We start from the raw sequence: 25,766 nt of genomic DNA, 5'->3' as shown, positions 1-25,766 counted from the left end.
ACGGTGAGGCGGGCTGCGGTACCGGGTTCTCCGGCCGCCCGACATGACCCGCGGACGGCGCGACGGGACCTTCCGGCGAACCGAACGGACCCGCGAACAGCGGGGCGGAGGCAGCCGGGCGAGGCTGCGGGGCAGGCGACGGATCCGGGCTCTGCGCGCGGCCGGGCGGCACTCGGTCCGCGAGAGGGCCTGGTGTAGGCGGGGTTTCGGGCTCCGGCGGCGACACTTGTTCCGACGGAGCGGGAGGTTGCGGCGACGGAGGCGCGGACTCCGGGGACTTCGGCGGCGGCGCGGACTCCGGCGGCTTCGGCGGCGCGGCGGGCTCTTCGACCGGCGCCGGCTCCGGCGGCGGCCGGTGGGCGCGACCGGTCACGGTATCGCGCCAGCTCCTGGCGGAGGCGTCGCTCTCGGCCGAGGGTTCGACGAAGAACACGTCGTAGCCGCCTCGTGGCCGCACCGACCCGGCCGTATCACCGTTGGTGCTCGGTGCTCGGTTCATCTCCCTCATCCTTCTCGAAAATCCGTGAGGCGCACTCACTCCCGGCTGTGGTCGAACCAGCTGCCGCCGGGCAGCAGATCGACCAGGGCGCGGACCGCCGCGGTGAGGTTGGCCGTGTCACCGGGCAGCACGCTCAACCGGGCCTGTCCGTCGAGCGCCCGCTGTGGCACCACGACGATGCGCCCGGACTGGGTGTCCAGCACCCGCACGTACAGCTCCGGCAGCGGGACATCGCCGTGGTGGTGTTCGAGCATGTACACCTCGGCGCGCCGCACCACGGTGCCGAACGCCGCGCCGAGCACGCCCGCGCTGCGCGGCGACGCACCCAATTCGATCAGGGCCGAACGTCTTTCGACCGGATCGACCGGGACTGTGTCGAACCGATCCGCGTCCACCCGCAACGGGTCGAAACGCGCCCCGGGCAGCGATCCCAGGACGGTGAGCAGTGCATCCGTCACGGCATCCAGCCGTTTGTCCTGGGGAAAGATCGGCTGGATGACGACGTGGTCGTCGTAGCGCAGCGCGAGCACGTGGGTCGCGCCGCTGCGGACGAGGGAGAAGCGCAGCATGCCCCGGGGGGCGCTGTGCAACTCCGTCTCCGCGACGTATGCCACCAGTTCCACGTCCGGCCGGTACAGGCACCGCAACCAGTGCTCGACCGCCGGGTGGACCAGGCCGTCCTCGATGATGCCCGCCCGGGTGAGCTGTTCGAAGACCACCGCGCGGACACGGTCGAGGTCCTCGGGGCGGAACACGTTGGGCATCAGAGCGAGTACGTCGGGGTAGGAGTCGATGCCGGCCATATCCTGCAGGAGTAGCGCGGCATCGACGTTCAAGTCGATCGCGGTGGGATCGTTGTTCAATATTTCACCGGATAGTTGCCGCTACAGCCTCGTCAAATTTCGACCGAAAACGACTAGAACGTAGCAGCCGACGCGGCGTCCTGGTGGAGTAGGGCTTTTGCCGCATTGTCGATGGTGTTGTTCAAAGTGGCCAGTTCACCCTGAAGGTTGGTCGAGTCGGTATCGAATTTATTCATTCGGGTGGTGTATCCCGACGAAGTATCGCCTTCGAATCCGGAGCCCAAGAGTTTATTCTTGAGATCTTGCAGCGCGGTGGAGGTGTGCTGCATACGCCCAACAACCGCATGGACCTCACCGACTGCTGCCTCTAGTTTGCCTTTATCTACAAAGATATGCTTGCCGGACATTTCCATATTCCTTTCTGAATTCAGATCGCGGAGAGGTCGACCTTGGAAGGCGCCAGTTTGTCGACGCCGCCGTGGCGCCTGAGTTCATCCAGGCCCGTCTGATCGACCGCACCGATCTTGTAACCGGCCTGGTCCAGGTGATCGATGATCTGCTCGAGATCCTTGGCTGTGTTTTTCGCGGTTTCGATGGTCTGCGCCAACGCCTGGACGGCGGCGTCACCCGCTTCTCCCTGGAAACTTGACATGAAGTCGGTCTGCGCCGTTTCGAGCTGACTGATCTCGGCAATCAGCGCCGTGTGATCCTCACCCGAACTCTTGGCGATAGCCCTCATTTGTTCGGGTGTAGCCAACAAAGCCATCTGCGAATCCTTTCCTATCGAGTCGACAGTTTCGTCCCGGCCGATTCTCCGGGTACGTATTCATCAGACCTGTCATTCGGTCGTCGAATGCAGGTCCTGGTCCAGCAGGCCGAACGCGAGCACTTTCTCCGATTCGGATATGGGTTCGGCGTCGGCGGCCTCGTATTCGATGAGATACGGGAGGTCGGCCGCGGGCGCCTCGATACCGTCGCCGGCCACGAAGGTCGCCGAGCGCTTCCGCTGGTCCTTACGCTCGCGCCGACGCTGCGCTTCGGGCGCGCTCGCCCCTCGCGGCGGCTGCCGCGGCGAGACCGGTTGCGGGGCAGGGCTTTCCGTCGCGGCGCCGAAAGTCTGTGCGGTGGCGGGTCGCCACGCAGTGGGCAGCCGGACCCCGGACGAAACCACGGATCCGGTACCCCCGGTCATGGCGGGAGTCACGGTGCTGCCGGGACCGACGCCCAGCAGACCGGCCAGGGTCGGCGAGTACGGGGAGGCGCCGTAGAGGCCCTGATCGTCCGGCCCGGCGGTGCCGTCGCCGAAGTTCGGGAGCGAGTCGGAAGGCGAATCCGGGGCCTGCCACTCCGAACTCGGCTGCTGAGGATCGGGCAGCCCGGATCCCGGATCCACGCCGCCAGGTTGGCCACCTCCGGGCTGACCACCGCCGGGCTGACCGCCGCCAGGTTGGCCACCTCCGGGCTGACCACCGCCGGGCTGACCGCCGCCAGGTTGGCCACCTCCGGGCTGACCACCACCGGGCTGACCGCCACTCGGCTGTCCGGAGATCGGAGAGGAACCACCGGGACCGGACACCGGACTGCCACCGGTACCGACGGGGCTGGTGCCGCCACCGCGGCTGCGGTGGCCACCTGTGCCCGGCAACCCGAGCGGATCACCGAATCCGATCGGCGAAACCCCGGCTTCCATAAGGGCGGTAGGTGTCTTGGCGATGAGCGGCGGCACGGTGGAGACCGGCAGCGTGTTCAACGCCAGGCCCGCGGCCCCTGCGTAAGTGGTCATCACCCCTGCCGCTTCGGCCCACAGAGCTTTGTGCGCCGCCTCGCCAGCGCCAATCGACATCGTGCCCGTGGCCTCGGCCATCCTGATCAGGCCGGCTGCCAACATCACTTGCGCCATGGCCATCTCCGCGGCCGCGGCCGCGGCCTGCACCTGCCCGATCACCGTCGCGGTGCGCATGGCGTTATCGGCCTGACCGTGCAGCCAGTCCGAAAAAAGGCTGAGCGCCTGGCACGCGGCATCTCCGGCGGGTCCGTTCCAGCACACCCTCGTCGAGGCGGTGTTGGCATAGGACGCCGTGGCTGCGGTGTAGAGCCCGGTCGCGAACACGGTGTATGCCCCGGCAGAGACTCCCAGTAAGTCCGAGGTCCGTGCCTGGAGCACCCGCCGGGCATTCTCCTCCGGCGGCAGCGAGGTGAAGGAGGCAAAGAAAAGAGGCCACATGGGCGTAACTCCGACCGCTCGGACGGCGAAACCGAATCAGGGAATCAGACGTTGACGCCCGCCGCCTGGACCGCGGCCGCACCGGTGGAATCGGTCATTTCGTAGCTGCGGCTCGCGACGATCATTGCTTCCGAGCCCTGACCCCAGTTCGTGTGCGCCGTCTCGGTGTGACCGAAGATGGTGTCGCCCTGAATTTTCAGCATCGTACATATGGTCTGGTGGACGAGGTCGCCGCCCACGACGTGCACCGGGGCGGCGGGCGCCTTTGTCGCGGCGGTAATCTGCCACAGTGCGTTCTGGTAGTTGGCCTGCTGGGCGCTCAGAAACCTGAGTTGGTCGGGAACGACACGGAAAGACATGGATCGTCTCCTCACGACGTATTTGTCGGCTCGATTCGAGCGACGTTGCGCGTAACGCTATTTCATTCCCAATAATGGGAAGGCTCGAGTGGTTTCGACTCCCCGGGGACCGGGTAGGACGGACGTCATTGCTGGTCCGGGCCCACCGATGCTTGCACCAGATCACGCCTGGAATGCAGTGGCTCGACCAGATATCCGCGCCCCACCGGCTGTTTCGTGGCCTTCATGTCGCCGATGAGGGTGCCGTCCAATCTGGAGCCGTCCATGATGAACCCGGGTGAGTTCACGTTCTTGATCTGGCCCAGCACATTGTCGTAGAGCGCCGTGTCGGCTTGCGCGATATTGCGGGCGGCGATGATGTGCAGGCCGGTGTCGCGGGCATCGACGATGAGGCTCTTGAGCGGATCCAACGGATTGCCTTGCCCACGTTGCGCGACCATGTGGTAGTCGTCGATGACCACGAAGATCTCCGGGCCGTTCCACCAGGAGCGCTCCCGCAGCTGCTGGGTCGTCACCTGGTCGGGCGCGCGCCGGGTGCTCATGGTCTGCGCGAATGCGGGCAGTTCCGCGAGCAGGTCCCGCTCACTGGTCAGGTATCCCAGCAGCAATTCCGCGGGCAGCGCGTCCATGTGCTGGCGGCGGTAGTCGATGAGCAGCACGCGGGCCTGGGCGGGTGTGAAGCGCCGCCGGATGGATTCCAGCAGGCCCCCGATGACCGTGGACTTTCCGCATCCGGAGGAGCCCAGCACGATCAGATGGTTCGAGACGCCGAAATCGACGGTGGCGGGAGCCAGATCGGACTCGCGGATACCGAACGGCAGCACCAGGCGTTCGGCGAGGGTGGCCGGTGGCCGCCCCAGCGCGGCCACCTCGTCGTGGGTGACCCGGGCGGGCAGCAGCCGCACCGCGGGCGCCTGCCGGCCCGCATATCGACCGCGCAACGCCTCGATCGCGGCATTCGTCCCGGCCGCAACCGATTCGGCGTCGCCCACGCCGTCGATGCGCGGCAGCGCGGTCAGCATGTGCAGGGCTTCGGCCGACATACAGCGGCCGGGTCGGTTGGGGGGGATGGCGGCGACCATCTGCCGGTGTCCGGAGAACACCGTGTCGGTGAGGTCACCGAGGCGCATCTCGAGGCGGGTCTGGATCTGGTCCTTGATCGCGGGCCGCACGGCCATCCAGCGCGAACTGCTGATGATCAGGTGGATGCCATAGCCGAGGCCCTGCAGCGCAAGGGCTTCCACGGTCGGATGGTAGTCGTCGTAGTAGGGGCCGCTCGTGGCGAATCCGATGTCCCAACCGTCGACCACCAGGAAGACGTCGCCATGGCGGTCTCCGTGCGCGTCGAGCTGGGCGGATTCATGGGGCACCGAACGGCGGCGACGGAACTCCCGCATCGAGTCGATCCCCAGTTCGGCGAACATCGCCTGACGCCGGGCCAGCAGGGCGTTGAGCAGGGCGAAGGTGCGTCGGACCCGATCAACGTCGCGGGCGGCCGCGACCGAGCCGACGTGCGGCAGGGTTCGCAATCCGGACAGACCGCCGGCGAAGTCGAGGCAATAGAACTGCGCCTGCTCCGGCGTATGGGTCAGCGCCGTCGCCATGACCAGGGTCTGCAGCGCCGTCGACTTGCCCGACTGCGGACCGCCGACGATGGCCATGTGCCCGCCCGCACCCGCCAGATCCACCGACCACACGTCCTGGCGTTGCAGGCGCGGCTGGTCGATGACCGCCATCGGGATGCGCAGGGTGCCCGGTTGCACCGCACGCACCAGCACGTCGAGGGTCTGTGGAACATTCAAGGGCGGCAACCACATTCGATGGGCCTGCCGACCGTGACCGGCCAGCTGCTGCAGCACGGTCTCCATGATCGTCACCGGTTCGGTCTCGGGCGTGACGGGCGCGGCGATCTCCGGTTCGGGCGCGGGGCGTCGTTGATCCTGGATGGCGGCCGCAGTGAATGCCCGCGGCGGCCGATAGCCGCCGCCGCGTCGGGCGCGTTGCGCGCCGGCGGCGCCGGCCTGGGCCGGTGCGGCGTAGTTCGCGCCGACGTAGGCGGCCTGGAATCGTTGCAGGTCTCCGGCGCCGACCCGCAGGTAGCCCGCGCCGGGCTTCTTGGGCAGGTGGTAGGCGTCGGCGGTGCCGATGGCATCGCGGGAATCGCTGGTCTGGTTGGTGCGCAAGGCGATTCGATACGACAGGTGCGCCTCGAGCTCGCCCATGCGGCTGGCGGGCACCTTCTGCGAGGCCAGCAGCAGGTGGATGCGCAGCGAGCGGCCCAGGCGGCCGATGGCGGCGAACAGTTTCGCGAAATTGGGATGCTGTTCGAGCAGTTCGGCGAATTCGTCGAGGATGACCAGCAGGGTGGGCAGCGGGTCGAGCTGGGCGCCCTGCTCCCGGGCTCGCTCGTAATCGGCGACGCTGGCGAAGTTTCCCGCGTCACGCAGAACCCTCTGGCGGCGTGTCATTTCGCCGTTGATCACGTCCTCCATACGGGTGACGAGATCGGCTTCCTCCTCCATATTGGTGACGACGGCGGTGACGTGGGAGAGGCGGTCGAAGCCGAGGAAGGTCGCGCCACCCTTGAAGTCGACGAGCAGCAGGTTCAGCACGTCCGGTGAGTGCGTTGTCACCGCCGAGAGGACCAGGGTGCGAAGGAATTCCGACTTGCCCGAACCGGTGGCGCCGATGCACATGCCGTGCGGGCCCATACCGTCCTCGGCGGATTCCTTGATGTCGAGGTGCACGACCGCACCGACCGGGTCGTAGCCGAAGGGAATATTGAGCCGGGAGCGGTCGACGTCACGCCTGGCGACCCAGGTGCGGGCGGTGCGGATGTCGCCGGGATCGGTGATACCGACCAGGTCCTCCCACGAGGTGCCACCCGCCTGTTCGGCGGCGACCACCTCGACGACGGTCGAGAGCCGGTAGGGCGAGATCGCGCGCGCCAGGGCGGTCATGCTGGGTACGGGCAGGGCATCGGCGTCGCCCACCTGGCGCTTGCCGCGCGCGGTCAGTTCGTACAGCGAACGGTCGGCGCCGACCGTGAACCGCAGGGCGCGCGCCAGCGGCGCTTCGGTGGCGCCCAGCCGCAGCCAGGTGCAGCCGTCGATGCCGGAGATGTCACGGTCGTTGACCGGGCCGCCGACGGCGACGATCAGCAGGAAATGCTTGCGGTCCATCGAGGGTTGGCTATTGGCCGAGAACGGGCCCCGGTTCAGTCCCGCCAGGACCTTCATCCGGAGCTCGGCGACACTGCGATACACCATTCGGCTCGAGCCGATCGCGTCGGTCTCGGAGGGGTGCTGCGCGTGGGGCAGCCATTTCAGCCACCCCCATTCGGGAGCATCGGGATCGGGCAGGACCGCGGCCACGCCGACCTGGTCCGGGCCGTGTAGCACAACGACTTCCGCGACCATGGCCCGCGCCAAGGCGGCGACGGCGGCGGTGTCGCCGTCCAATCCGACCTCGGGGGTGGAGAGCAGATTGATCGCGACGGGCATGCCGCCGACCGTCGAGTAGGCCTTGGCGAAGCGGGTCACCTCGACCACGCCGACCGGGTCGAGGTCGGCCAGCGGCGCCGCCTCCGGGACGATCACCCGCACCTGGTTGGCGATCCGGCCCAGACCCACCCGCACCCGCAGGAACTGCTGGCTGGCGACCTGTACCTCCCACATGCGCGGACCGCCGACCAATCGCGCGATCCCGGCCGGTCCGGGATGGGTGTACTGCAGGTAGCCATGCAGCTCAGCCTCGGAGGTGAGGACCGCTCTGCGATGCTCGGCGATGCTGCGCAGGTAGTCCTTGCGTTCCTCGTTGAGTGCGGCGGCACCGCCCTGCCCGCCGCCGAGTGTGCCACCGGCCAGGCCGAACACCGAGACGAGCATCATCAGGGGGAAGAACAGCGAGGTCGGTGAGAGGTTGCCGCCACCGCGGAAGGTCATGACCATCATGCCGACCATCCCGGCCACCATGACGACCGGCATGATCATCCGGATCCGGGACGGCGGAACAGGTTTGGGCAGCTCGGTCGGCGGCTGCAGCCGTAGCTCGGTGACCGCCGGCGCCTTCGGGCCCCGAATCGTTCTGGCGGGCCGCACGAACCGGCGGGTACTGGTCACGGTTGTCCTCCCGGCATCGCCGCGGCCGCCTTGTCCGAGGCGATGCCGTCGTGCTGGATTCGCGCGTCCTTTTGCGACAGGGTGGGTCCGACCGCGAAGAGCGAGACGATGCTCCACGGCGCGGTGATCGGATCGTGCAGCGCCAGCGCGGTCAAGGTGGGGTCCATCCTGTTGCCGTTGAGTTCTGCGTCGATGCCGTAGCGGATGCCACTGTCGGATATCCAGAACAGGGCCTCACGCAGGGGCGAGGCCGGTTCGGATCCGGTCACCCGGATGAAACGGCCGGTGTCCCGCGGCATGTACGCGGCATCGGCGGTGGTTCCGTGCGATCCGGCGGCTGTGACCAATGGAACGGAGCGGTTGAGTTCCTCGGTGGTGAGCGGCAATTGGCGTCCGATGAGTAGTTCGGTGGCCGCGGTCGAGTCGGTCTCGGCGCGGGACCAGTGATAGCAGGTGACCGAATCCCGTTGTGGGTCGAGGAGACGCACTTCCGCGGTCGGATAGTCCGCGGTACCGGGCCAGCCGCCGGCCCGCAGATTGGCCGCGATGACATCGGGTCCGACCGGGGTCGTCGAGATCGCGCCGTGCGAGTTCGCGTTGCGGAACATCGCCGCCAGGACCGGGGTGATCTGCACGAAGCCGGACTGCGACACCAGGTAGTACAGCGTGCTGCGGTCGACAGCCGTTGTGGTCAGGACCGCACCGACCGGAACAGTCGAACCCGAAGCGAGAGTGATTGTTTGGCCGGATCCCGGTACATCGGGTACGCGCAGCGGCGGCGCTTCGGGGATCGCGCCGAGCAGCCCCTTGGACGCGGGTGCCACCGGAGCGGTCGCATCGATGCCGAGGGCGAGAGCGACGGCCGAGTCGGCGAGATCGATGGCCGACCGCACGACGGTGTGGTCGTGGCCGGTGTACACGAGCCAGGTGGTGATTCCCTCACGGAACAGCCGGGCCTCACCGACGGCCAGCAGCCGCGTGGTGTCGCCATCGGAACTCAGCGGGCTCCCGATGACGATCGTCCGCACCGGTGACCGGCTGATCGTCGGCAGTCCGGTGGCCGGGTCGACCGTGGCCCCCGCACCCACGCTGGTGCTGTCGCAGACCGCCCAGCTCGAGGAGCGATTTCCGGTTTCGGCGATGCTCCCGGGCGCGCCCGGGATGCCGACGATCGGGCCCCGCGGGTACTTGGCGAGCTCGCTCCCGGAAACTTGCACCGGGTTCTCGGCCGCACCGACGATCAAGCGGGCCGAGGTCAGGTTCAAGGCCGGATACAGCCGGTCACCCACATGCACGAAGAGCGCGCCGCTCTCGCGATCGGCGATGACGTGGGCATTGCCGACCTGCCGGGCCGGCTTGAAGAAGGCCAGGACAGCCGACCCCGCGACGACCACGCAGGCCAGCGCGATGCCGACCGACAGCGCGGTGACCCGGCCGCGCTGGGGGTCGTCGATCATCGACACGTCGCGCCGGACCAAAGCGTGTTCGATGCGGCGAAACAGAAAGCGCCAGCCGGAGATCTGGTACTTGGTCACCACGCGGAAGCGCGCCACCGTGTTCGTTCCTTCCGTGGCGGGCGTCAGACCGTCGCGGTCGGCGCCAATCCTTCGAGGGCCGCGGTGATGTCGTCCACGGAGATGGTCATCAGTTCTTCATCGGACATGAGCGCGACATCGACGTGCTCCCGGGTGAACCGGTAGTCGCGTTCGGATTCCGCGGATTCGACCACATTGCGCACGAAACGGCCGTTACCCGCCAGGTCGATGAGGCTGCGACCGTTGCGCGTCGCCTGCGACAGGTGCTCGCATCGGTGCCGCAGGGCCTCCCGCGCTTCCGGCGCAAGGATCGAATCCTTGTTGTGCGCAATATGATCGGCGATCTGCACCAGTTCGTCGGGGTCATAGCTCGAGAACCGGATGCGTTTGGTGAATCGCGAGGCAAGACCGTCATTGGAGGCCAGGAAGCGGTCGATCTGGTCCTCGTATCCGGCGATGACGACGACGAGCTTGTCGCGGTCGTTCTCCATGCGGGCGAGCAGGGTGTCGACGGCCTCCTTGCCGAAGGCATCGCCGCCGGACAGGCCCTCCTGGATGAGGGTGTACGCCTCATCGATGAACAGCACACCACCGAGCGCGGAATCGATCAGCGCGTTCGTCTTGGGTGCGGTGTGGCCCAGATGTGTGCCGACCATGTCGTTGCGGGACGCCTCGATCACCTCGGCATTCTCGACAACTCCCAGACCGGCGAAGATTTTCGCGATGACCCGCGCGACGGTGGTCTTACCGGTGCCGGGCGGGCCGGAGAAGATCAGGTGGTGGGAGCGGGAGTCGACGGTGAGCCCGCGCTCGACGCGGACCTGGTCCATGAGCACACCGGATTTGAGCCGGTCGACCTGCTCCTTGACCGAGTCCATCCCGATCTGCGCCCGCAGCAGATCCGAGGCCTCGGACACCAGCGTCTCGCGTTCGGAACGGGCCGCGGTCGCCGCCAGCTCGGCCGGGTCGTCGCCGGACTTGGGATCCCAGCGATCGGTGCGGGTTTCGATCATCGCGGCACTGGTGATCTGGAGGCGGTAGGCCTTGTCCGCGACGGCTCGCTGCCACTGCGGGCGCTGCGACCACAGCGAGGAACCCTGCAGTCCCTTCAGGATTCGATCGGCCGCATCGTGATCGCCGTTGTGGCGCAACACCATCCCGAGCAGAAAATGTGCGTCGGCCCAGATGAACGACAGGCTCCCGGAGGTGCTGTCCTCCACGATGCGCTGGGCGCGCGGCAGCGCCTCACCGAACCGGCCGAGCTGCGCCATCGCCTGCGCGGTCATGAGTTCGGCCGCGATGTCGAGCAGTCCGTCCTCGATCAGCGGGTTCGCCGCGCGGGCCGCGATGACGTCGAGCCATCGCTGGGTTCTGAAGTATATGGACAGACTGGTGAACTGCGCGACGCTGTCATGCGGGAGCTGGTCGAGGATGATCATGGCCTCGTCCCATTCGCCACCGTCGGCGTATTGGCACGCCTGGGCGATGGCGATCTGATCGCGGTCGGCCAAGGCGATCCGCAGGCCGTAGACGCCGATCTCGATCTGGCACCACAGAGATCGGTCGGACAGACCCGCGCGCTGCTGGTCCCGGTAGAGATTGTGGACGGATCGATATGCGCCGTAGATGACTTCACCGGTGACTTCACCGGCCATGGCCCGCCCCAGCCAAGCATCACATGCGTCGGGGTCGAGGTCGGTTGCCGCCCGGAACGCGGCCAGCGCATGTCCGTCGTTGCGTGCACCGCCTCCGACGATTCCGAGACTTTGAACTCCGGTGTAGAACGCGTCCTCGGCCGCTGACAACTCGGGCTTTCCTTCCGCCGATCCGGTCTGCACGAAGGTTAGACACGTCAGCGGCAAGCAACCTTCCCACGAGCGGGAAGAATCTTCGCCACATACGCAGGTTGAATGCCTCAGGCCACCACTCCATCACCGAATCCGGACGGCGAAAAGCATGGCGATTCCATCGCAGATCGAGCGCTTTCACGCGACCACGACCGCGCTCTCCTCGATTGCCGGGCCACTGACCACCGAATCGATCGAGTTCGCGTGTTCGGTCCGGCTGCGCGAGGTCGGCTGCCTCACTCCGGGCACGCGAGAGTTCCAGGGCTATCCGCAGGAGGGGCCGTTTTCCATTGTGTCGCTGCGGATTCCGCACGGAGACCTCGACAGGGCACCGTCGCTGATCCTGACTCCGCGCGCGAGTGTGCGCATCTATCAGTCGGATCTGGAGCAAGGCACCCGATTCTCCCGCGAGTTGATCGAGATCGATCCGCGGATGCCGCCCGAGGGCACCGTGTCGTTTCGCGAGCGACGCGGTGACTGGACGCTCGTCCATGAATTCACCGCGCAGTCGAGGCTGCTGCGGAAACTGATCATGCGAGGCGAAGGCCGGACCGGCGCGGTCAGGCAGTCTCCCACGGTTGGGAACAGCTCGCGCTGAGCGCGACGGAATTATTTGCCATTATCTAACGAGCCGTTATATAGCGGCCAATACGGTGGAAGGCACGGCTCCCTCATCCCGTGTCTTCGATCGTGTGGTCGGATCCCTGAGCTCCGGATCCGGCCACATCCGGAGTTCGCCTCGACCACACTTATTACGGCGGCTTCGACAGCGGTCGGCGGCTAGGGACAGCCGCCGACCGCACTCCGGTTCGGCGATTACGCTCCGACTGGCGCCGAGGTCGGCGATCCCTCCCAAAATCGCTGCGCCGCGGGTACATCCAACACCGCGACGATCCGTCCCGCGACCATCGGATCACCACCTGCGAGTTGAATCGATCGCTGGCCGAACGCGCCGCTCAACACGTCGGCCCGGGCGCGGATATGCCATCCGAACGGCATCACGTGGACATCGTCGTTACCGCGCGAGAGCTGAGCATTGATATCGGTGAGCAGATCGAGGGCATCGGCGAGATCGGTGAGTAGGTCGGCGTCCTGGGATTCGCGTTCACTCAGGGAGGGTGGGCGCAGGTAGCCGTCGATGACGATCATCGCGGCGTCGCTATGGGTCGCGATGCGCCGAATCGCTCTCGCCACCGCGCTTCCCAGCACCCGATCACCGTGCTCCATCTCGATCGTCGCGACGAGACAGTCGGAGAAGCGATAGGTCGACCCGAGCTGGACGGCGCCCAGGCCGACGGCGCACGGACTCGGCCTGGTGACGGTGTAATCGAAGCTGCGGCAACGGCTGGTGGTGATCCGCATGAAAGTCGAACTTCCTTCCGAATATTGACTCATCCCGAACTCGACGTGCGGCAATCCTGCCGGTTTGTCGTCGTGCTGTCAGGTGGGCCCGATTCTCCGAGCCGTCCATCCCGACCTCGTCATCCGACGATGCACACTCACGCGGGGCTCTGCCGCGATGAGCATTCCAGTGAGGCTAGGGGATGGCGCCAGCAAATTCTGCTGCAAATTGGCGCCAACAAGCTGCAAATTGGTGCCAATAAGAGGACAGTTGACGACACCCGGTGGCGTCCGCGCGCCAATGGGGTCAGCGCTGGCTGGAGCAACTATTCCGCCAACTCAGCTTCCCAAAGATGGGGATTCCTGATCGTCGCCACGCCCTCGCGGACGCTTCAATGGACGCGAGGAGAGAGTGAGCGCGGAAATGGGACCGACAACCGTAACGCCGACCCTGGTCGCGGTCTATGAGCTCGATGGCCGCGACGCGTGGCAGCGGGTGGCCGAGTTCCGGCTGTCGGAAACCGGGACGGTCGAATTGACTGTGACCGAAGACCCCGGATGCCCGTTGGCCCTGCACTGGTACCGGGAAGGGATAGAGACCCCGGCGGTATTACCTCCCGTCACGATTTCGGATGGCCCCGCGTTCATGCGCGCACTTTTACGCCCCTACCGAATGAACTATTGCCGCCTGGTGGACGAGAGCGCCGCGGAGACACCTCACCACAGCGCGAACGCGTAGAGCGTGAGCACGACAGCGACGCTGCCGAGCGTCCCGCCGATGGCCTCGATCGCGAGGTAGCGGCCCGAGTACGCCCCTTGCAGCCACAGTGCCCAGATCGGGGCGAAAGTCCGCAATACAGTGAACAGCAAGGCCAGCAAGAACGCACCGAGCAGGCCGTCGAGTGGCAGGAGCGGATGAATCCACGCGAACCCGATGGTTATCGCATAGATCTCGATCTGGGTACCGAGGAGCTTCATCCCGAGACCTCGGCGACCACCGTCGGACAGCTTCCCATCGCTCCCGCTCGGGGTTCCGCGATTCCTCGAGACCCAAGGGATCCCGTACAAGATGGCCACTGCGACGGTGTGGACGATTCCCGCGGCAGCGCCCCCCACCACGATCGGTACGACCATCATGATCATGCTCGATCACAGCACCCGCACGACGACGGCGTTGCGCGGCATGCGCGACCATTTGACCGTCGAACCCGAGTTGGGTGCTTCGATGACCATGCCGTTGCCGGCGGCCAGCTGCACGTGTTCGGGACCGTGCCTGCCGAACGAGCTGGCCGGAAAGACCAGGTCGCCAGGGCGCACGTCGTGCACGGGAACCCGTGAGCCGCTGTAGATCTGCTCGTAGGTGGTGCGCGGCAATACCACCCGGCCGTCGGAGGCCTGCGCGATCGCGTACTGGGTCAGCCCTGAACAGTCGAATCCACCGCTGCTGGGCCCACCGATTCCGCCGCCGCCCCAGACGTACGGTGTGCCGAGCCACCCGGTGGCGGCCCGCACGGCATTGCCGCCCGAGGTCGCGTCCGACAGCACCGTGGGGCGGCGGCGTGACCGGAGGCGAGAGCGGGGGCGCCGCGCCGCGGTTCGTGAGGTCATGATCATCTTCGGCAGCGACGGGGGAGCTATTCGTGCCGCCAGCGCGCGGGCGGCGACGGTGTCCGCGTCGACCTGCTTGGCGGCGTTCGTTATTGCGATCTGCGCCGCGTCGAGTAACGCCGGGCCGCCGAAGCGAGTGTCGCCCACCGCGGCGATCGCTTGTACCCGAGACTGCAGATCGGCGATCTGATTGGTCAGCCGGTTGCGCCCCTCGAGCGTATTGTCACCGGACTGGGTGACGGCCTGCTGGACGATTTCCTCGCGTCTGGCATGGGTGTCGGCGATCAGCAACGGGATCGCGTGGGCGTCGGTGTATCCGACCGACGTAGCTCCCGTGAATGCACCCGAGTCGGCGATGGTTTTCGACGCAGGAATCGACTGCGAGCCCTCCGGCCGGCCCGATCCGTAGAGGCCGAGTAGCGCACCGAGCACGTCGTGTAGATCTCCGGTGAGAGCGGTCGTCATTCGCACCACCCGTTGTCGAACATCGTTGATCGCCTCCAAGAGCAGCAGTTGCTTTGTGGCTCAGCCAATGTGGAACCCCCCTGCATCGCCGGCCGGCTGCGCTCGCTTCGACTATGCCCGAAGATCCCCGGTGTGGCTTCCCAGCTGCGGGAACCTCGGACAATGAAGCTCAATCGAGTAGGAGGCGGTACCGGCAGACATGGCGAATCACCAGAACCAACCTGTTCGGCCGCCCGGAAACCAGATTCCGGAATTGCCGTGCCCCAGTGGGGCATCGGTGGGGTTGAAGACATTTATCTCGACGGCGGCCGTCGAGATACAGACGGCGGTGGATTTACTCGGCATCGGTACGACCGAACCGCCGCCGACCGTCGATTCACCCTCGACCGATATGATCATCGCCGATTTCGGTGAAGGTGAGACGAGCGCGGATTATCAACAGGTCCTCAAGTTGCTGCAAGATCGCCAGGCGGCGCTGACCCAACTGGATGACACCGTGTTGCAAGTGTCGAATACCGTAGCGGCGGCGAATAATCAAACATTTGCGACGATCATGCGGAGCGTTGGCCGGCTGGCCGACAACCTGAAAACAGCGTGCGCCACATTGGGTTCACAAACGTTGAAGCCCGCGCAGGAAAGCCCCCTCATACTCGAGGTCTCCGATACCGTCGACGCCGTGTACGCGCAGGTCGCTCAGGCCGCCGAGCAGAACCGGCAGATGGCCGGTGGCGGGCAGGGCGGCGGATCGACCGGTACCGGTTCCAGCGGTGGCTCCGGAACCGGGGCGAACTCGGGGTCGGGCGGCGACGGAATGATGAGCGGCCTGATGCAGATGCTGACAATGCTGCCGATGATGGGCATCTCGATGCTGCCGTCGCTGCTCGAAATGCTGAGACAAAACCAGCAGAACACGGACAACCAGAACGCCAAGAATCCGAACGGCCAGCCCCCCACACCGGCGCCCACGCCCCAACCCGACCCGAACACTCCCGCGGCCACCGCACCCAATCCCGCCGGACCCGCACCCGCGAGCACCGATCCGAACGCGCCCCAGCCGAACAGCCCCCAGCCGAACAGCCCGCAGGCGAACGTCCCCGCTTGACGATCACGGCCCGGCAGCCGAAACATGCTGTGGCGCACGGGGTCCGGTCCGTCACCGGGATCCCCGTCCCACACCTGCGCTGTCGGCCGCCGGGTGCGCATCGCCGGGCTCCGGCGCGGATTCCGCCGGAGTTGGCATCGGCGGTCAACGACTTGTCGGTCCCTCGATGGCGTGGGATCGTCCACGATCCCACGCCATCGTCTCTTTACCCCCGGTCGTTCACTGTCCATCCGTCGGTACGGGCGCTGCCGGTGCATCGGACGGGCCGACGATGGCACCGCGGGGCGGGCCGGTGGGGGTGGGCGGGGTCGTCGCGCCGTCGGTGTGAACGACTGCCCGCTCGGCCGGAGTCCGGACGGAACTGGTCGGAATAGCGAGGTAGCGGGGGTGGGACATGATCTGTTCACTGGCGTACAACGCGTCTCGCAGCGTTTGCCGGGTCGGTTCGTCTGCCAGCAGCAGTGCGAGTTCGGTGCAGCGACGCTCGAACACCATGGTGCGCAGTACTTCCGCCTCGTCGTCGATGCGCAGCCTGCCGAGTTCGACCCGCCCGGCGTCGACGCGCCTGGACAGCATAGCGGCGGCCAGCAGGTCGTCGGCGTCGCGGAGGTCTTGCCACAGTTGCGCGGGCACCGGGTGCCCGGCCTCGATGGCGTCGAGCACCCGGCCGCGCAGGGTGCGGGCGCTCAGGGCCTCGGGCGGCGTGGCGAGGGCCCGGCCGACACCGGCGTGTGCGGCGGTCGCCAGCTCGACGCGGCGTCGGCGGATCGCCGAATCGGGCACGGCGGCACTGTCTTCCAGGGCGGTGGCCGATCCGGAGAGGGCGAGTCGGTCGAGGGTGTCGGGCGTCGGGTTGCGCAGGTCGACGTCGTAGACGGGTGCCACCATGTCCTCGACGACCACATCGGGGAACGCGCCGCGCAGGCTCGCGTCGATGGGTGCGGACGAGACGAGCGCCGACAGCCCGGTGTCGGACTTCGACCCCCACGCGAGCGCGAATTCGGCGAGGATCCGGGCGGGGTCGGCGACGCCCTCCCACGGGGATCCACCGTCGGCGGCGAGCATGTCGTCCCAGGCCCACGGTGTCGACACCTCGCGCGGAAGGTAGATGCCCGCGGGCAGCCAGCCGCGGCCCTCGTTGGAGGTGATGAACACCCGGGTCCCGGCCGGCCCGCGCATGACCGACACCGCCCAGGCCAGTCCGACGGCGGGCGAATCCGCGGCGGCCAGTACCGCCCCCAGCAGTGTGCGGGCCAGGACCAGGTCCTCGTTGGTCGTTTCGTTCACGACGAAGGCGGGCGCGGCGGCCTTGTCCTTGGCCGCGGCGACGGCCGCGGCGAACGGAGTGAGCAGCGGGGCGGATGCCGCGTCGTCACCGTCGGCCGTCGGAGCATCCGCGGACTGGTTCGACGAGGGATCGCCTGCCGAAGGCAGGACCGGTCCCATCGTGGACGGGTCGGAGGACGCGTCGACCGGGCCGGCGAACGGCGCGCCGGTCACAGTGCTGCCGCCGACGGGTGAGCCGGAGCCGGGCTCGGACCCCTGTTCCATCGATGCGGCTGAGAGGTCGGGCGTGACGGCCGACGTCGAGGATCCGGGTCCGTGGCCTCCGGCGGGTGCTCCGGAGTCGGAAGGCGCGGTGGGGTGTGAGCCGACCGGGTGCTGGGCATCGACGGGTGCGGTGGGGTGTGAGCCGACCGGGGGTTGTCCCTCGACCGGGGTAACGGGACCCGAGACAGGCCCGGCCGGGAGGGAGGGGCCGCCCGTCGGGATGGGGACGTGGGTCGGTGAGCCGTTGCCGGACCCGACCCCTCGGATCGCCGCCGCGCCGGCGCCGCTGACGTCATCCAATTTTTTCGCGGCAGTGCGCAGGTTGTCGGCCAGTTTCTGATGATGGTCCGCGAGCGCTTGCCCGGCCGTGTAACGGGCGTCGTAGTAATTGTGCAGGGAATCGTGGACCTTGTAGGCGATGTTGCCGTACGTGGCGAGGAACGTGTCGAGCCAGTCGTGCGGCTTCTGCGACCAGTCGGAGATCTCTTTCTTACGCGCTTCGTGGTGCAGCGCGAGCTGCTCCATCGCAGCGAGGTCATAGCTGACGTTGTCTGCCATGCGGTCCTCGATCTCCTTCCATCACCAACTGGTCGATTGTCGCGGCATCGGGTGCCGGTGAGCTCAGCCGAATTCCCACCGGCGGGAAGCATGTGCCCGCGACGACGGTCACAGTCGTTCCGCCGCCTCGAATATCAGGTCCCGGGCGGTGCGGTGGTCACCCGGCGCCGATCGGGCCCGTCCTCGCCCGCGGTGGGACCCGATCGGTCGAAGAAGGGGTGGTCGGCGAGATGCGCGTGGACGTAGACCGCGTCTCGCAGGCACGAACGATCGGGCGCCCGCGCGAGCAGGAGCACCAGCTCGTTGCCGAGCCGTTGAAAAGACAAGGCGCGCAGCGCGGTCAGCTCATCGATCCGATCGTTGCGCAGTCCGCCCAGGGGAATACGAGCGACGTCGACGCGCTGCGCCACGACCGTGGCCGCGAGGAGGTCGTCGATATCGCGGAGTTGGGTCCACAGATCGTCGGGCACCGCTCGGCGACTTCGTACGGCGGTCAGGATGCGGTCCCGAAGTGCGCTGGCCCCCATGGGGTCACCGGCCGCGGCCGTCACACCCGCCAGGCGGCCCTGCACGTCGTGGGCGAGGTCGAGACATCGATCGCCGATCTCGGCCGTGTCGATCCCGGCGACCCGCTCCAGCAGCCGCCGGGAGGCGGTCGTCTCCAGCCGATCGATCAAACCCGGCCCGGGCGCGGACAGGACCAGTTCGGGTGCGGCGCCGACCTGCCCCTCGCACGAAACGTCGCCCAGCGCGGCGCGCAATCGCGGGTCGATCGGGGACGAGGAAGCGATCGCCGAGAGTCGCGTGCCCGATGTCGATCCCCAGGCGAGCCCGAATTCGGCCAGGGTGCGCGCGGGATCGGAAAAACCCTCCCAGGGGGCTTCGCGCGAGATCTTCCAGCTCCACGGTGTGGAGAGCTCGCGGGGTAGAAAGAGCCCGGACGGGAGCCAGCCGCGGCCCTCGTTCGAGGTGAGGAAGACACTGACCCCGGCGGGTTGCCGCATGACCGAGACCGCCCATGCGGGCGCGATCGGCGACAGATCGACCGCCGCCAGGATGCTGCGCAGCAAGGTCCGCGCGAGTACCAGATCGCCGTCCACCGGCTCCCCGAGAACGAAGCGGGGGCCGGCGGCGGCCGCGATCGCGGTTCCGACGGCATCGCGCACCGATTCCGCCGCGCCGTCATCGGTTTCGTCGGGGGTAGCGGCCGCGGTGTGGGTGCCGCGCGGTTGATTGCGCTGCTCGGTGTGCGGGGCCGGCAGCGTCGAGCCGATACCGCCGCCGGCCGAACCGGACTGACCGGTCTGCGCAGTCGATGCGGTGACCCGGGGAATCGTCCCCGGACCCCGCGCATCGGTCGATGACGGCGACGGCGACTGCGCGGCCGGAATTGATTGCGACGCAACGACTTGTGCACCTGCGGGCGCCGCCGCGGCGGCGGTCTGCGGGAGCGCTGCCTGCGAGAGCGGGGAGAACGCCGGCATGAACGCGCTCACGTCACCGATCGGGCCGGCGCCCGGCTCGGCGGTCCCCGCGGGGGCCGGATCGGATGCGGCCGTGAGCGGGTCGGCAGTCCGCGCGGACTCGCGGGCCGGAGTCGGGGCCGGCGCCGATTGGCTGCCGGCCGCGGGATCGCCGGTGGCCGTCGATTCGCTGTGGGAGGGATCCGGCCGCACCGGGTCCGGCGCGCCGTCGGTTCGCTGATAGCCGGGGCTGTTCGACTGTGCCGCAACGGTACTCGGCGCGGTCAGCGACTGTTGTGCAGTGACGGCGGCGGCGCCGCGCGGTGCGGTCGCCGCCGGGGAGTGGTCGGCGGAATCGGGCGAGTGGCCGGTGGAATGGTCTGCCGCGTCGCCCGCGAATCCGGGGCCGGTGCCATGGACGGTGTTCGGATCGATCGACGGACCCCGTCCGGTGAACTGGTCGGGGCCGAGGGCAGCGATGCCCGGAGTCCTCGTATCCGGCAGCGTGCCGAACGGGCCGGCGGGTGACTCCGGCCCTGGCGTGGGTGTGGTGCCGAGGGCCGGGGAGCCGACGCCATTCGGCCCAGGGGTTGCCGGTGTCGCGGGTCCGAGGACCGGAACGACCGGAGCTGCCGGAGCGACCGGTGCTGTCGGAGCGGTCGCCGGGCTGGATCCAGGTGAATCGCCCTGGCCGGTGGGCGGGTGTCCCGGTGATCGGTGGCCGGGACCACCGCCTTCCCCGGTTCTCGTGTGCCCGAGCAGTTCGGCGATCACCGCGAAGCCCGGAATGGTCTGCGGCCCAACCAGGTCCGCGGCCTGCCTCACCAATCCGGCCACCTCGGCACGGGCCTGGCTGAGGATTTCGCCGATCTGTTGATCCCGCTGCCGGTTGTCACCGTCGGAGGTGTCCTCGGAGTGTGCCGGGGGAATCTCGTCGAGCCGCGCCTTCGCTTCGTGGACGGTGTTGATGATCTTGTGTTGGGTCCGGTGCACCAGGTCCGCGATCTGTCCGAAGGCGTCGGCTGCCGCGTCCAGCGCACCGCCGAGGTCCCGGGTTCGGCCCGCTTGGGCGCGCATGGCGTCCTTCGCCGATTGCAGTCCGGCACTCGCCCGGACCTTCTCGTCGAAATCCCGGCGAGCCTGTTCGAAGCCGGTGCTGTCCAGCGTGGCCGCCGCATCGCGGGCGGCCGCGGCCAGTGCGCCCCACTCTCGCGGTCCGTTGTCGGGCCAGTTGTCGCCGACGATCTCTTTCCAGTGCGGATCTTCCCGATCAGGTTCCATACGTCCATCGGATCGGTCGACCGGCCCGGCCGATCGCGGTGGCTCCGGTATCGTCCACGACCCGGTAGACCGGCGCGATCTCCGCTACCCGGTCGCCGGTGGCGGCCGAATCGGCGCGCAATGCCGACGCGGCCCCTTCCAGGGGGGTCGAGACGTAGGTGTGGGTCGCGGCGACGAGTGCCCGGTCCAGCGGGGACACCGGCTTGCGCGGTAGGTCGAGGCCCCGCACCGTGTCGGACACCTGCCCGGCGATGGCCGCGGCTACCGAGGCAAGGTGGTGTGCGGCCGCGACGATCTCGTCCGGGTCATCGATGTCGAACGTGTCGACCATGGTGGTTCCTGTCGTCTCACTGGCCTTGCGCGCCGAATTCGGCCGCTTCCATGGCCCGGTAGGAAGCCTCGGTCGGGAGGTCGAAGGAGTCGATGGTATGACCCCGGGTTCCGTTGTGCTCCATCTCGGTGCGCAGACCCAGCCGGGACTTCTGGTGCGCGAGCCGCGCGAGGCGCACCAGTTCGGCGGCGAGCCAGGTCTCGCCGTTGTCGCGGGCGTCGTCGGTGAGATGCAGGCCGATGATCTCGCCGTCGCGGTTGCAGGCGACACCGACGGTGTGATCGGGGTTGAACACCTCGTAACTGAGGGCGCGCCAGTCCGGTGCGGCGGGGTCGAGGTCGTCGTGATCGTCGCTCATCGATACTCCTGAATTAATGGCCGGCTCGGCCGGATACCAGCGAATCGTGTTCTTCCGCGGGCAGTTCCAGCTCAGCGGTGAGTGCCGCCCAGGTGAGGTTGTTGACGCTCAGCACGTGCTGCAGCTGCCAGAAGCGGGTGCCGAGATACAGTTCCGCTGATCCGTCGTCGGCCACGTCGAGATGGTCGGGCCCGTCGATGGCGGGGTTGAGGGTCACCGTGGTGACCGGTGGCTGCCCGTCATCGATGGTGAACAGGGTGGCACCGCCGGGAATGAAGGCGTGCCGGCAGCGCGCCCCCGCCGGGGCGTCCAGTTCGGGGCTGTTGGTGACGATGGTGATCTGCGGACCGAGCAGTAATTGCGCGACCCAGGACCGGGCGGTGGCTTCGGGCCGCTCGGCGTTGATGCCCAGCGCCGCGATGACGGCCAGGTCGAGCACCAGGACCGATTCGGTGGCGGTCACCCCGACCACGATCAGGCGTTTGGATGTCGGGCCGGGGACCGGCAGGTCGTCGGCGGGCATGGCCACCACGTCGGTGCCGGGTCCGGTGACCGCCGCGGGAAACGCGGTGATGGTCCCGGTGGCGACGTCCACGGTGTAGGCGACGATCGGGCTCATCGCGCGTTCGCCGATGCCGCTCAGCCGCGCCAATCCCTCGTCATGCAGCCAGCGCACCGTATCCGCGACCGTGACGTCGTTCTCGTCGTTCACGAGCTCGTCGCTCACGAGGCGTGTTCCGTGGTCGCCGAGGCGGGTTCGGAGTCGTGCCACGGATCGGAGTCCATCAGGGCCTGGTACTGCCGACCGGCGTCGGCGGTGCTCTCGGTGATGGCCGCCATGATCTCGGCGACGAGTTCTTCGCAGTCGAACTGCCCGGTGCTGCCCGGGGCGAGGTAGAGATCGGTCAGGCGGCCCATGGCATCGATCTCGGGCACCACCGCGCCGGTCGGTGACGGGCGGCGGGCGCGGATGGCATCGATGCGCCCGCGTATGTCGGCGATTCGATTGCGCAGATCGCGTGCGGCCTCGAGGGCGGCTTGCACGTCGGGATGCATCTCACTCATACGGAACCTCCGTTCTTCGTGGCCGCCTGATTGGCGGGAGCCGGTGTGGCTGGTGTCGGGGTGGGCGCGATCGTCGGCTTCTCGCCGATCACGGCCTCCACATGCGGGGTGTGGTCGACGAACATCTTCTGGTCGGGGTGCCAGGCGACGACCCGGGAGCGTTCGCTGCCACCGGCACCGCCGCCCATGCCCGGTGTCACCGGCATATAGGGCCCCATCGGCGAGGTGCCGACGCCGGCGGCGGCGGACCGGGCGTTCGCCGCCGTGGGCAGCGGCTCGATGACGGCCGTGGGAGTCGTGGACGGGGAAGAGACGGTGCTGGCCAGCGCGGGCGCGCCCACGACCGGCAGAGGTCCCGGGTCGGTCGACACCGTCGGCACGCTCGGTCCACCCGGGTCGCCGACGGGGAAGCCGGGACCACCGCCGCCACCGAAGTCGGACAACGTCGGAACGGACGGCAATGGGGTGTCGAGGTAGGGGGACGGGTCCAGCGACGGTTGGTTGGACAGATTGTTTTGCGACAGTTGGCTGTTCGCGCCAGACATCGCGCTGCTCAGCAACGCCGGCAGCACCTCGGCCATCATGCTGTTCTGGTTGCCGTTGTTGCCGTTGGACGTGCCGGTGCCGCTCGGGACGGGCTGACCGCCGCTCGTCGTGGGTTTCGACGGGTCACCGCCGGTGTCACCCGGGTTCGCCGAGGTTCCCGCCTTGGCGGTGTACTCGGTGAACGTCTGAACCGATCGCGCGTTGTGCTCGTTGAATTCGGCGAGCGCCTGCGCGACGGCGACGGGGTCCTGCGGCCGCGTTTTCATCGCGGCGAGCAGCTTCTTGCGGGTGGACTGGATCTCCTGGGGCGTCGGATGCCGGTTCTTGGCGGTATCGAACGCGTCGGCGTAATTGTCGAGCGCCGAGGCGTGCCCGTCGAGCGCGTCGCCGAGGTCGCTCAGCTGTTGCTGAACAGTCCCCAGATGGGCCGCGATGGCCGTCCCCACCGGTGTCCAGTCGGCGATCACCGGGAGCAGCCCCTGGAGTTCGTCGAGCCCGGAACTGTAAGGGCCGGAACGATACTGGCGAAGCGAGTTCGCGAGGTCGCGGGTCGGCCCGGTGCCCGGACCCGCGTGCAGTTGCTGGGCGAAGATGAGTGGATCGACCGCCGTAGCGGTAGGCGGCGTCGGCACGGGTGCCGAGTGCGGGGCATAGGTGGTCGGTGGCTCGATCGGATTCGGGCGTCCTTCTCCCCCACTGCCGCCGATCGACCACGCGCCGTCTCCATCGGTCTGAGTCAGGTCGGCCATCGCAGCGCCCATCAGATGGGGATGGCGTGCCAGCTCGTTGAAATGTGCGATGGCCTGGTTTCGCGAATCCTGTATTCCCGCATTGATGCCGGTGGTCACGGCGTGCGAGTTCACGTCATGCCCCGCGGGCTGCGCCCAGGTCGAGGGCAGCCCGGCGTGCAGGCGGCGGTGCAGTTCGTCCAGCGCCTGCGCCGCCCGCAACTGCTCATCGGGGTTGACGCTCAGGTCCACAGTCGATTCCTCCGGCGGTAGGTGGTCAGATCGTCGTCGGCAGCGCCGCGGCGTTCAGCGCCGCCGACGGGTCGTCGGTGGGCAGACCGGTGGGGGTGGACGAGTCGGAATCGGCGGTCTTCCCGGGCTCGGTGATGCCGCGCGGGCGCGCGAAGCCACCGAATCCCTTGAAACTGCCGGTGCTGTCGGACATCTCCTCGGCGTAGGTCTGCACGCGCTTGTCGACGATGACCTCGATCTGATCGTCGTCGCCGGCCCCGCCGAGTCGCCGCACGATGGCGGTCTTCGGCGGGTCCTGCCAGACGACGACATCTCCGGTGATCAGTTCGTACGGGTCCTTCGGATCACCGATGTGCTTGTCATCCGACCAACTCGACGAGGTCTTGTCGTAGGCCTGACGCGCGTCGAGCACCGTCGGGTTGTGGAACGCGGCATCGAGCGCCTTCCACACGGTGACACAGACCCGTTGCGACTTCCCGTCGGGATAGGTGTAGAGCACACCCCCGTCGGCGTCCGGCGCCGGCATGACCGAGGCCGCCGACGGCGGTGTCCCCGGATTGTGGCCGTCCGGTGACACCGACTGCGGAGCCAACGACGCGGCGATCGGCGCGGTGGGGGTGGTGCCCGGTTGCGGAGTCAACGGCGCGGCAGGCAAGGGCGACTGCGGCATCCGGTACGCGGCGTTCAGGGCCGGGTCGGGCCCGAAGCCCTGGTTCATGGAACTCAGCAAATTCGGGATCGTCGAGAGCATCTCCAGCGACGCCAGGTCCGGCATCGACGATGCGTTGTACCCGTCCTGGGTCGAGCCCACCTGAGTAGGAATATTGCCCGTACCGCCGGTCGAATCACCAATCGGATCATTCGGTCCGCCATTGCCCGTTGTTCCCGAGCTATTACCGGTGGTATCCGAGCCATTACCGAGGGTGCTCGAATTTCCATCATTGCCGTTCGGCGAGTTCGAGCCACCGATTTTCCCGGAGTCCGAACCTCCGGGCTGACTCAACCCCAGATCCTTGAGCAGATCCGCTGCACTGTTACCGACCGAACCGTTCCCCGTATTTCCGTTCCCCGCTCCGCCCCCGGCACCCAGTAGCGATTTGAGCGCGGCGGTATCACTCGCTTCCTGCAGTTTCCCCGCCGTTATTTGATCCGCCAGAGCGCTCACCTGGTTCGTCAGCGCCTGCGTCCCGTTCGCGTTGTCCGACAGATCCGTGCGTGCTTGGTCCATGGCCGTTGAAAGGTCACCGGTTGCCATGCCGACGAACGTCATAACCCAGGTATTTTCATCCTGATCCGCAGACTGCGGAGTCATTGTTGCATTCGCACTCATCGTGTTGATGATATGGTTTATCGACTGTCGTGCATTCTGCGCAATTTCTGCCGTAGCGGCAGTAATGGGCGGGATCTTCTTCTCGAGCGCGGTGAGTTCGGTCTGGAGACTATTCAGTTTCGTCGCAAACGCTTGATATCCCGCCAATGCCTGACCTGCCATGCCGGCAGCTGTCGCTGACGCATCGGAGGTAGAGAGATTCGGGGGCGTCGGAGGCGGCATCGTATTACCGCTACCGAGAGAGTTGTACGCAGGTATGAACACCTGGTCAGGTAAATTCAGATAACGCTTGACCAGATTCGGGTCCAGAATAAACCTCTTTTCCCCCTTCGCCTTGAGGTAATTCGGTTCGGGCATCATGATACGTGCCATACTGGAATCAGACATAGGTGTACTGAC

Annotated in this window: 22 protein-coding genes; 3 read left to right on the top strand and 19 right to left on the bottom strand. The window is 67.5% G+C overall.

Going from position 1 to position 25,766, the window contains the following annotated elements; genetic code table 11:
- Positions 1-534: 534 nt before the first annotated feature.
- The 8 genes from ACIRRA_RS37590 to eccA all read right to left on the bottom strand — a co-directional run bounded on the left by ACIRRA_RS37590 (position 535) and on the right by eccA (position 11,346).
- Positions 535-1,362, bottom strand: coding sequence for an ESX secretion-associated protein EspG (locus tag ACIRRA_RS37590; protein ID WP_402778434.1), 828 nt, complete (start codon positions 1,360-1,362; stop codon positions 535-537).
- 53 nt (positions 1,363-1,415) lie between these two features.
- Positions 1,416-1,709 carry a WXG100 family type VII secretion target gene (locus ACIRRA_RS37585; protein ID WP_402778431.1) on the bottom strand — a complete coding sequence of 98 codons (294 nt, stop codon included), beginning with the start codon at positions 1,707-1,709 and terminating at the stop codon, positions 1,416-1,418.
- A gap of 20 nt (positions 1,710-1,729) precedes the next feature.
- Positions 1,730-2,068 (bottom strand): WXG100 family type VII secretion target, encoded by a 339-nt coding sequence (locus tag ACIRRA_RS37580; RefSeq protein ID WP_402778429.1) that lies wholly within the window; start codon positions 2,066-2,068, stop codon positions 1,730-1,732.
- 72 nt (positions 2,069-2,140) lie between these two features.
- Complete coding sequence (locus ACIRRA_RS37575; protein ID WP_402778426.1) at positions 2,141-3,526, bottom strand: PPE domain-containing protein; 1,386 nt, start codon at positions 3,524-3,526, stop codon at positions 2,141-2,143.
- A gap of 44 nt (positions 3,527-3,570) precedes the next feature.
- On the bottom strand, positions 3,571-3,885 hold the full coding sequence (locus tag ACIRRA_RS37570; RefSeq protein WP_402778423.1) for a hypothetical protein: 315 nt from the start codon (positions 3,883-3,885) through the stop codon (positions 3,571-3,573).
- Positions 3,886-4,010: 125 nt separating this feature from the next.
- Positions 4,011-8,006: a type VII secretion protein EccCa gene (gene eccCa / locus ACIRRA_RS37565; protein ID WP_402778420.1), complete on the bottom strand. Its 3,996-nt coding sequence runs from the start codon at positions 8,004-8,006 to the stop codon at positions 4,011-4,013.
- Positions 8,003-9,559, bottom strand: coding sequence for a type VII secretion protein EccB (gene eccB / locus ACIRRA_RS37560; protein ID WP_402778418.1), 1,557 nt, complete (start codon positions 9,557-9,559; stop codon positions 8,003-8,005). The genes eccCa and eccB overlap by 4 nt, the downstream gene beginning before the upstream one ends.
- 26 nt (positions 9,560-9,585) lie before the next feature.
- Positions 9,586-11,346, bottom strand: a complete 1,761-nt coding sequence (eccA, locus tag ACIRRA_RS37555) for a type VII secretion AAA-ATPase EccA (RefSeq protein WP_402778415.1) — start codon at positions 11,344-11,346, stop codon at positions 9,586-9,588.
- 151 nt (positions 11,347-11,497) lie between these two features.
- Here eccA and ACIRRA_RS37550 point away from each other — a divergent pair, with 151 nt between their 5' ends.
- A complete protein-coding gene (locus tag ACIRRA_RS37550) occupies positions 11,498-11,986 on the top strand; it encodes a hypothetical protein (protein ID WP_402778412.1) in 489 nt (162 codons plus the stop codon).
- Between the two features lie 218 nt (positions 11,987-12,204).
- Here the strand turns inward: ACIRRA_RS37550 and ACIRRA_RS37545 are convergent, their stop codons facing one another.
- Entirely contained in the window at positions 12,205-12,750 is a 546-nt protein-coding gene (locus ACIRRA_RS37545; RefSeq protein WP_402778409.1) for a hypothetical protein, read from the bottom strand.
- Between the two features lie 391 nt (positions 12,751-13,141).
- Between ACIRRA_RS37545 and ACIRRA_RS37540 the strand changes: the two genes are divergently transcribed.
- Positions 13,142-13,468 (top strand): hypothetical protein, encoded by a 327-nt coding sequence (locus ACIRRA_RS37540; RefSeq protein ID WP_402778406.1) that lies wholly within the window; start codon positions 13,142-13,144, stop codon positions 13,466-13,468.
- On the opposite strand, the gene ACIRRA_RS37535 is transcribed toward ACIRRA_RS37540, so the two are convergent.
- Both ACIRRA_RS37535 and ACIRRA_RS37530 read right to left on the bottom strand, forming a co-directional pair.
- Positions 13,447-13,707 carry a hypothetical protein gene (locus ACIRRA_RS37535; RefSeq protein WP_402778403.1) on the bottom strand — a complete coding sequence of 87 codons (261 nt, stop codon included), beginning with the start codon at positions 13,705-13,707 and terminating at the stop codon, positions 13,447-13,449. The genes ACIRRA_RS37540 and ACIRRA_RS37535 overlap by 22 nt on opposite strands.
- 171 nt (positions 13,708-13,878) lie before the next feature.
- Positions 13,879-14,802, bottom strand: coding sequence for a C40 family peptidase (locus tag ACIRRA_RS37530; RefSeq protein ID WP_402778400.1), 924 nt, complete (start codon positions 14,800-14,802; stop codon positions 13,879-13,881).
- A gap of 277 nt (positions 14,803-15,079) precedes the next feature.
- On the opposite strand from ACIRRA_RS37530, the gene ACIRRA_RS37525 reads away from it, so the two are divergent.
- Positions 15,080-15,904, top strand: a complete 825-nt coding sequence (locus ACIRRA_RS37525) for a hypothetical protein (RefSeq protein ID WP_402778398.1) — start codon at positions 15,080-15,082, stop codon at positions 15,902-15,904.
- A gap of 219 nt (positions 15,905-16,123) precedes the next feature.
- Here the strand turns inward: ACIRRA_RS37525 and ACIRRA_RS37520 are convergent, their stop codons facing one another.
- The 8 genes from ACIRRA_RS37520 to ACIRRA_RS37485 all read right to left on the bottom strand — a co-directional run bounded on the left by ACIRRA_RS37520 (position 16,124) and on the right by ACIRRA_RS37485 (position 25,739).
- Entirely contained in the window at positions 16,124-18,013 is a 1,890-nt protein-coding gene (locus ACIRRA_RS37520; RefSeq protein ID WP_402778395.1) for a type VII secretion target, read from the bottom strand.
- 134 nt (positions 18,014-18,147) lie between these two features.
- On the bottom strand, positions 18,148-20,757 hold the full coding sequence (locus ACIRRA_RS37515) for a hypothetical protein (protein ID WP_402778392.1): 2,610 nt from the start codon (positions 20,755-20,757) through the stop codon (positions 18,148-18,150).
- Positions 20,747-21,088, bottom strand: coding sequence for a hypothetical protein (locus ACIRRA_RS37510; protein ID WP_402778389.1), 342 nt, complete (start codon positions 21,086-21,088; stop codon positions 20,747-20,749). Before ACIRRA_RS37510 ends, ACIRRA_RS37515 begins: the two co-directional genes overlap by 11 nt.
- Positions 21,089-21,104: 16 nt before the next feature.
- Positions 21,105-21,446, bottom strand: coding sequence for a hypothetical protein (locus ACIRRA_RS37505; protein WP_402778386.1), 342 nt, complete (start codon positions 21,444-21,446; stop codon positions 21,105-21,107).
- 13 nt (positions 21,447-21,459) lie between these two features.
- Positions 21,460-22,173 carry a hypothetical protein gene (locus ACIRRA_RS37500; RefSeq protein ID WP_402778384.1) on the bottom strand — a complete coding sequence of 238 codons (714 nt, stop codon included), beginning with the start codon at positions 22,171-22,173 and terminating at the stop codon, positions 21,460-21,462.
- The gene (locus tag ACIRRA_RS37495; RefSeq protein ID WP_402778381.1) at positions 22,170-22,511 is read right to left on the bottom strand and encodes a hypothetical protein; all 342 of its coding nucleotides are present in this window, start codon (positions 22,509-22,511) and stop codon (positions 22,170-22,172) included. Before ACIRRA_RS37495 ends, ACIRRA_RS37500 begins: the two co-directional genes overlap by 4 nt.
- Positions 22,508-24,037, bottom strand: a complete 1,530-nt coding sequence (locus ACIRRA_RS37490; protein ID WP_402778379.1) for a hypothetical protein — start codon at positions 24,035-24,037, stop codon at positions 22,508-22,510. Before ACIRRA_RS37490 ends, ACIRRA_RS37495 begins: the two co-directional genes overlap by 4 nt.
- Positions 24,038-24,062: 25 nt before the next feature.
- Positions 24,063-25,739, bottom strand: coding sequence for a hypothetical protein (locus tag ACIRRA_RS37485; protein WP_402778376.1), 1,677 nt, complete (start codon positions 25,737-25,739; stop codon positions 24,063-24,065).
- Between the last annotated feature and the right edge of the window lie 27 nt (positions 25,740-25,766).

Source organism: Nocardia sp. NPDC101769, assembly GCF_044766925.1.
Lineage (GTDB): Bacteria > Actinomycetota > Actinomycetes > Mycobacteriales > Mycobacteriaceae > Nocardia.
This window is presented reverse-complemented; position numbering and strand designations above follow the sequence as displayed.

What these genes read in the sequence shown, in the direction of transcription:
- ACIRRA_RS37585 (WP_402778431.1), bottom strand. Translation starts at nt 1,709, where the DNA reads ATGTCCGGCAAGCATATCTTTGTAGATAAAGGCAAACTAGAGGCAGCA.
- ACIRRA_RS37580 (WP_402778429.1), bottom strand. Translation starts at nt 2,068, where the DNA reads ATGGCTTTGTTGGCTACACCCGAACAAATGAGGGCTATCGCCAAGAGT.
- ACIRRA_RS37575 (WP_402778426.1), bottom strand. Translation starts at nt 3,526, where the DNA reads ATGTGGCCTCTTTTCTTTGCCTCCTTCACCTCGCTGCCGCCGGAGGAG.
- ACIRRA_RS37570 (WP_402778423.1), bottom strand. Translation starts at nt 3,885, where the DNA reads ATGTCTTTCCGTGTCGTTCCCGACCAACTCAGGTTTCTGAGCGCCCAG.
- ACIRRA_RS37550 (WP_402778412.1), top strand. Translation starts at nt 11,498, where the DNA reads ATGGCGATTCCATCGCAGATCGAGCGCTTTCACGCGACCACGACCGCG.
- ACIRRA_RS37545 (WP_402778409.1), bottom strand. Translation starts at nt 12,750, where the DNA reads ATGCGGATCACCACCAGCCGTTGCCGCAGCTTCGATTACACCGTCACC.
- ACIRRA_RS37535 (WP_402778403.1), bottom strand. Translation starts at nt 13,707, where the DNA reads ATGAAGCTCCTCGGTACCCAGATCGAGATCTATGCGATAACCATCGGG.
- ACIRRA_RS37530 (WP_402778400.1), bottom strand. Translation starts at nt 14,802, where the DNA reads ATGACGACCGCTCTCACCGGAGATCTACACGACGTGCTCGGTGCGCTA.
- ACIRRA_RS37520 (WP_402778395.1), bottom strand. Translation starts at nt 18,013, where the DNA reads ATGGCAGACAACGTCAGCTATGACCTCGCTGCGATGGAGCAGCTCGCG.
- ACIRRA_RS37515 (WP_402778392.1), bottom strand. Translation starts at nt 20,757, where the DNA reads ATGGAACCTGATCGGGAAGATCCGCACTGGAAAGAGATCGTCGGCGAC.
- ACIRRA_RS37510 (WP_402778389.1), bottom strand. Translation starts at nt 21,088, where the DNA reads ATGGTCGACACGTTCGACATCGATGACCCGGACGAGATCGTCGCGGCC.
- ACIRRA_RS37505 (WP_402778386.1), bottom strand. Translation starts at nt 21,446, where the DNA reads ATGAGCGACGATCACGACGACCTCGACCCCGCCGCACCGGACTGGCGC.
- ACIRRA_RS37495 (WP_402778381.1), bottom strand. Translation starts at nt 22,511, where the DNA reads ATGAGTGAGATGCATCCCGACGTGCAAGCCGCCCTCGAGGCCGCACGC.
- ACIRRA_RS37485 (WP_402778376.1), bottom strand. Translation starts at nt 25,739, where the DNA reads ATGGCACGTATCATGATGCCCGAACCGAATTACCTCAAGGCGAAGGGG.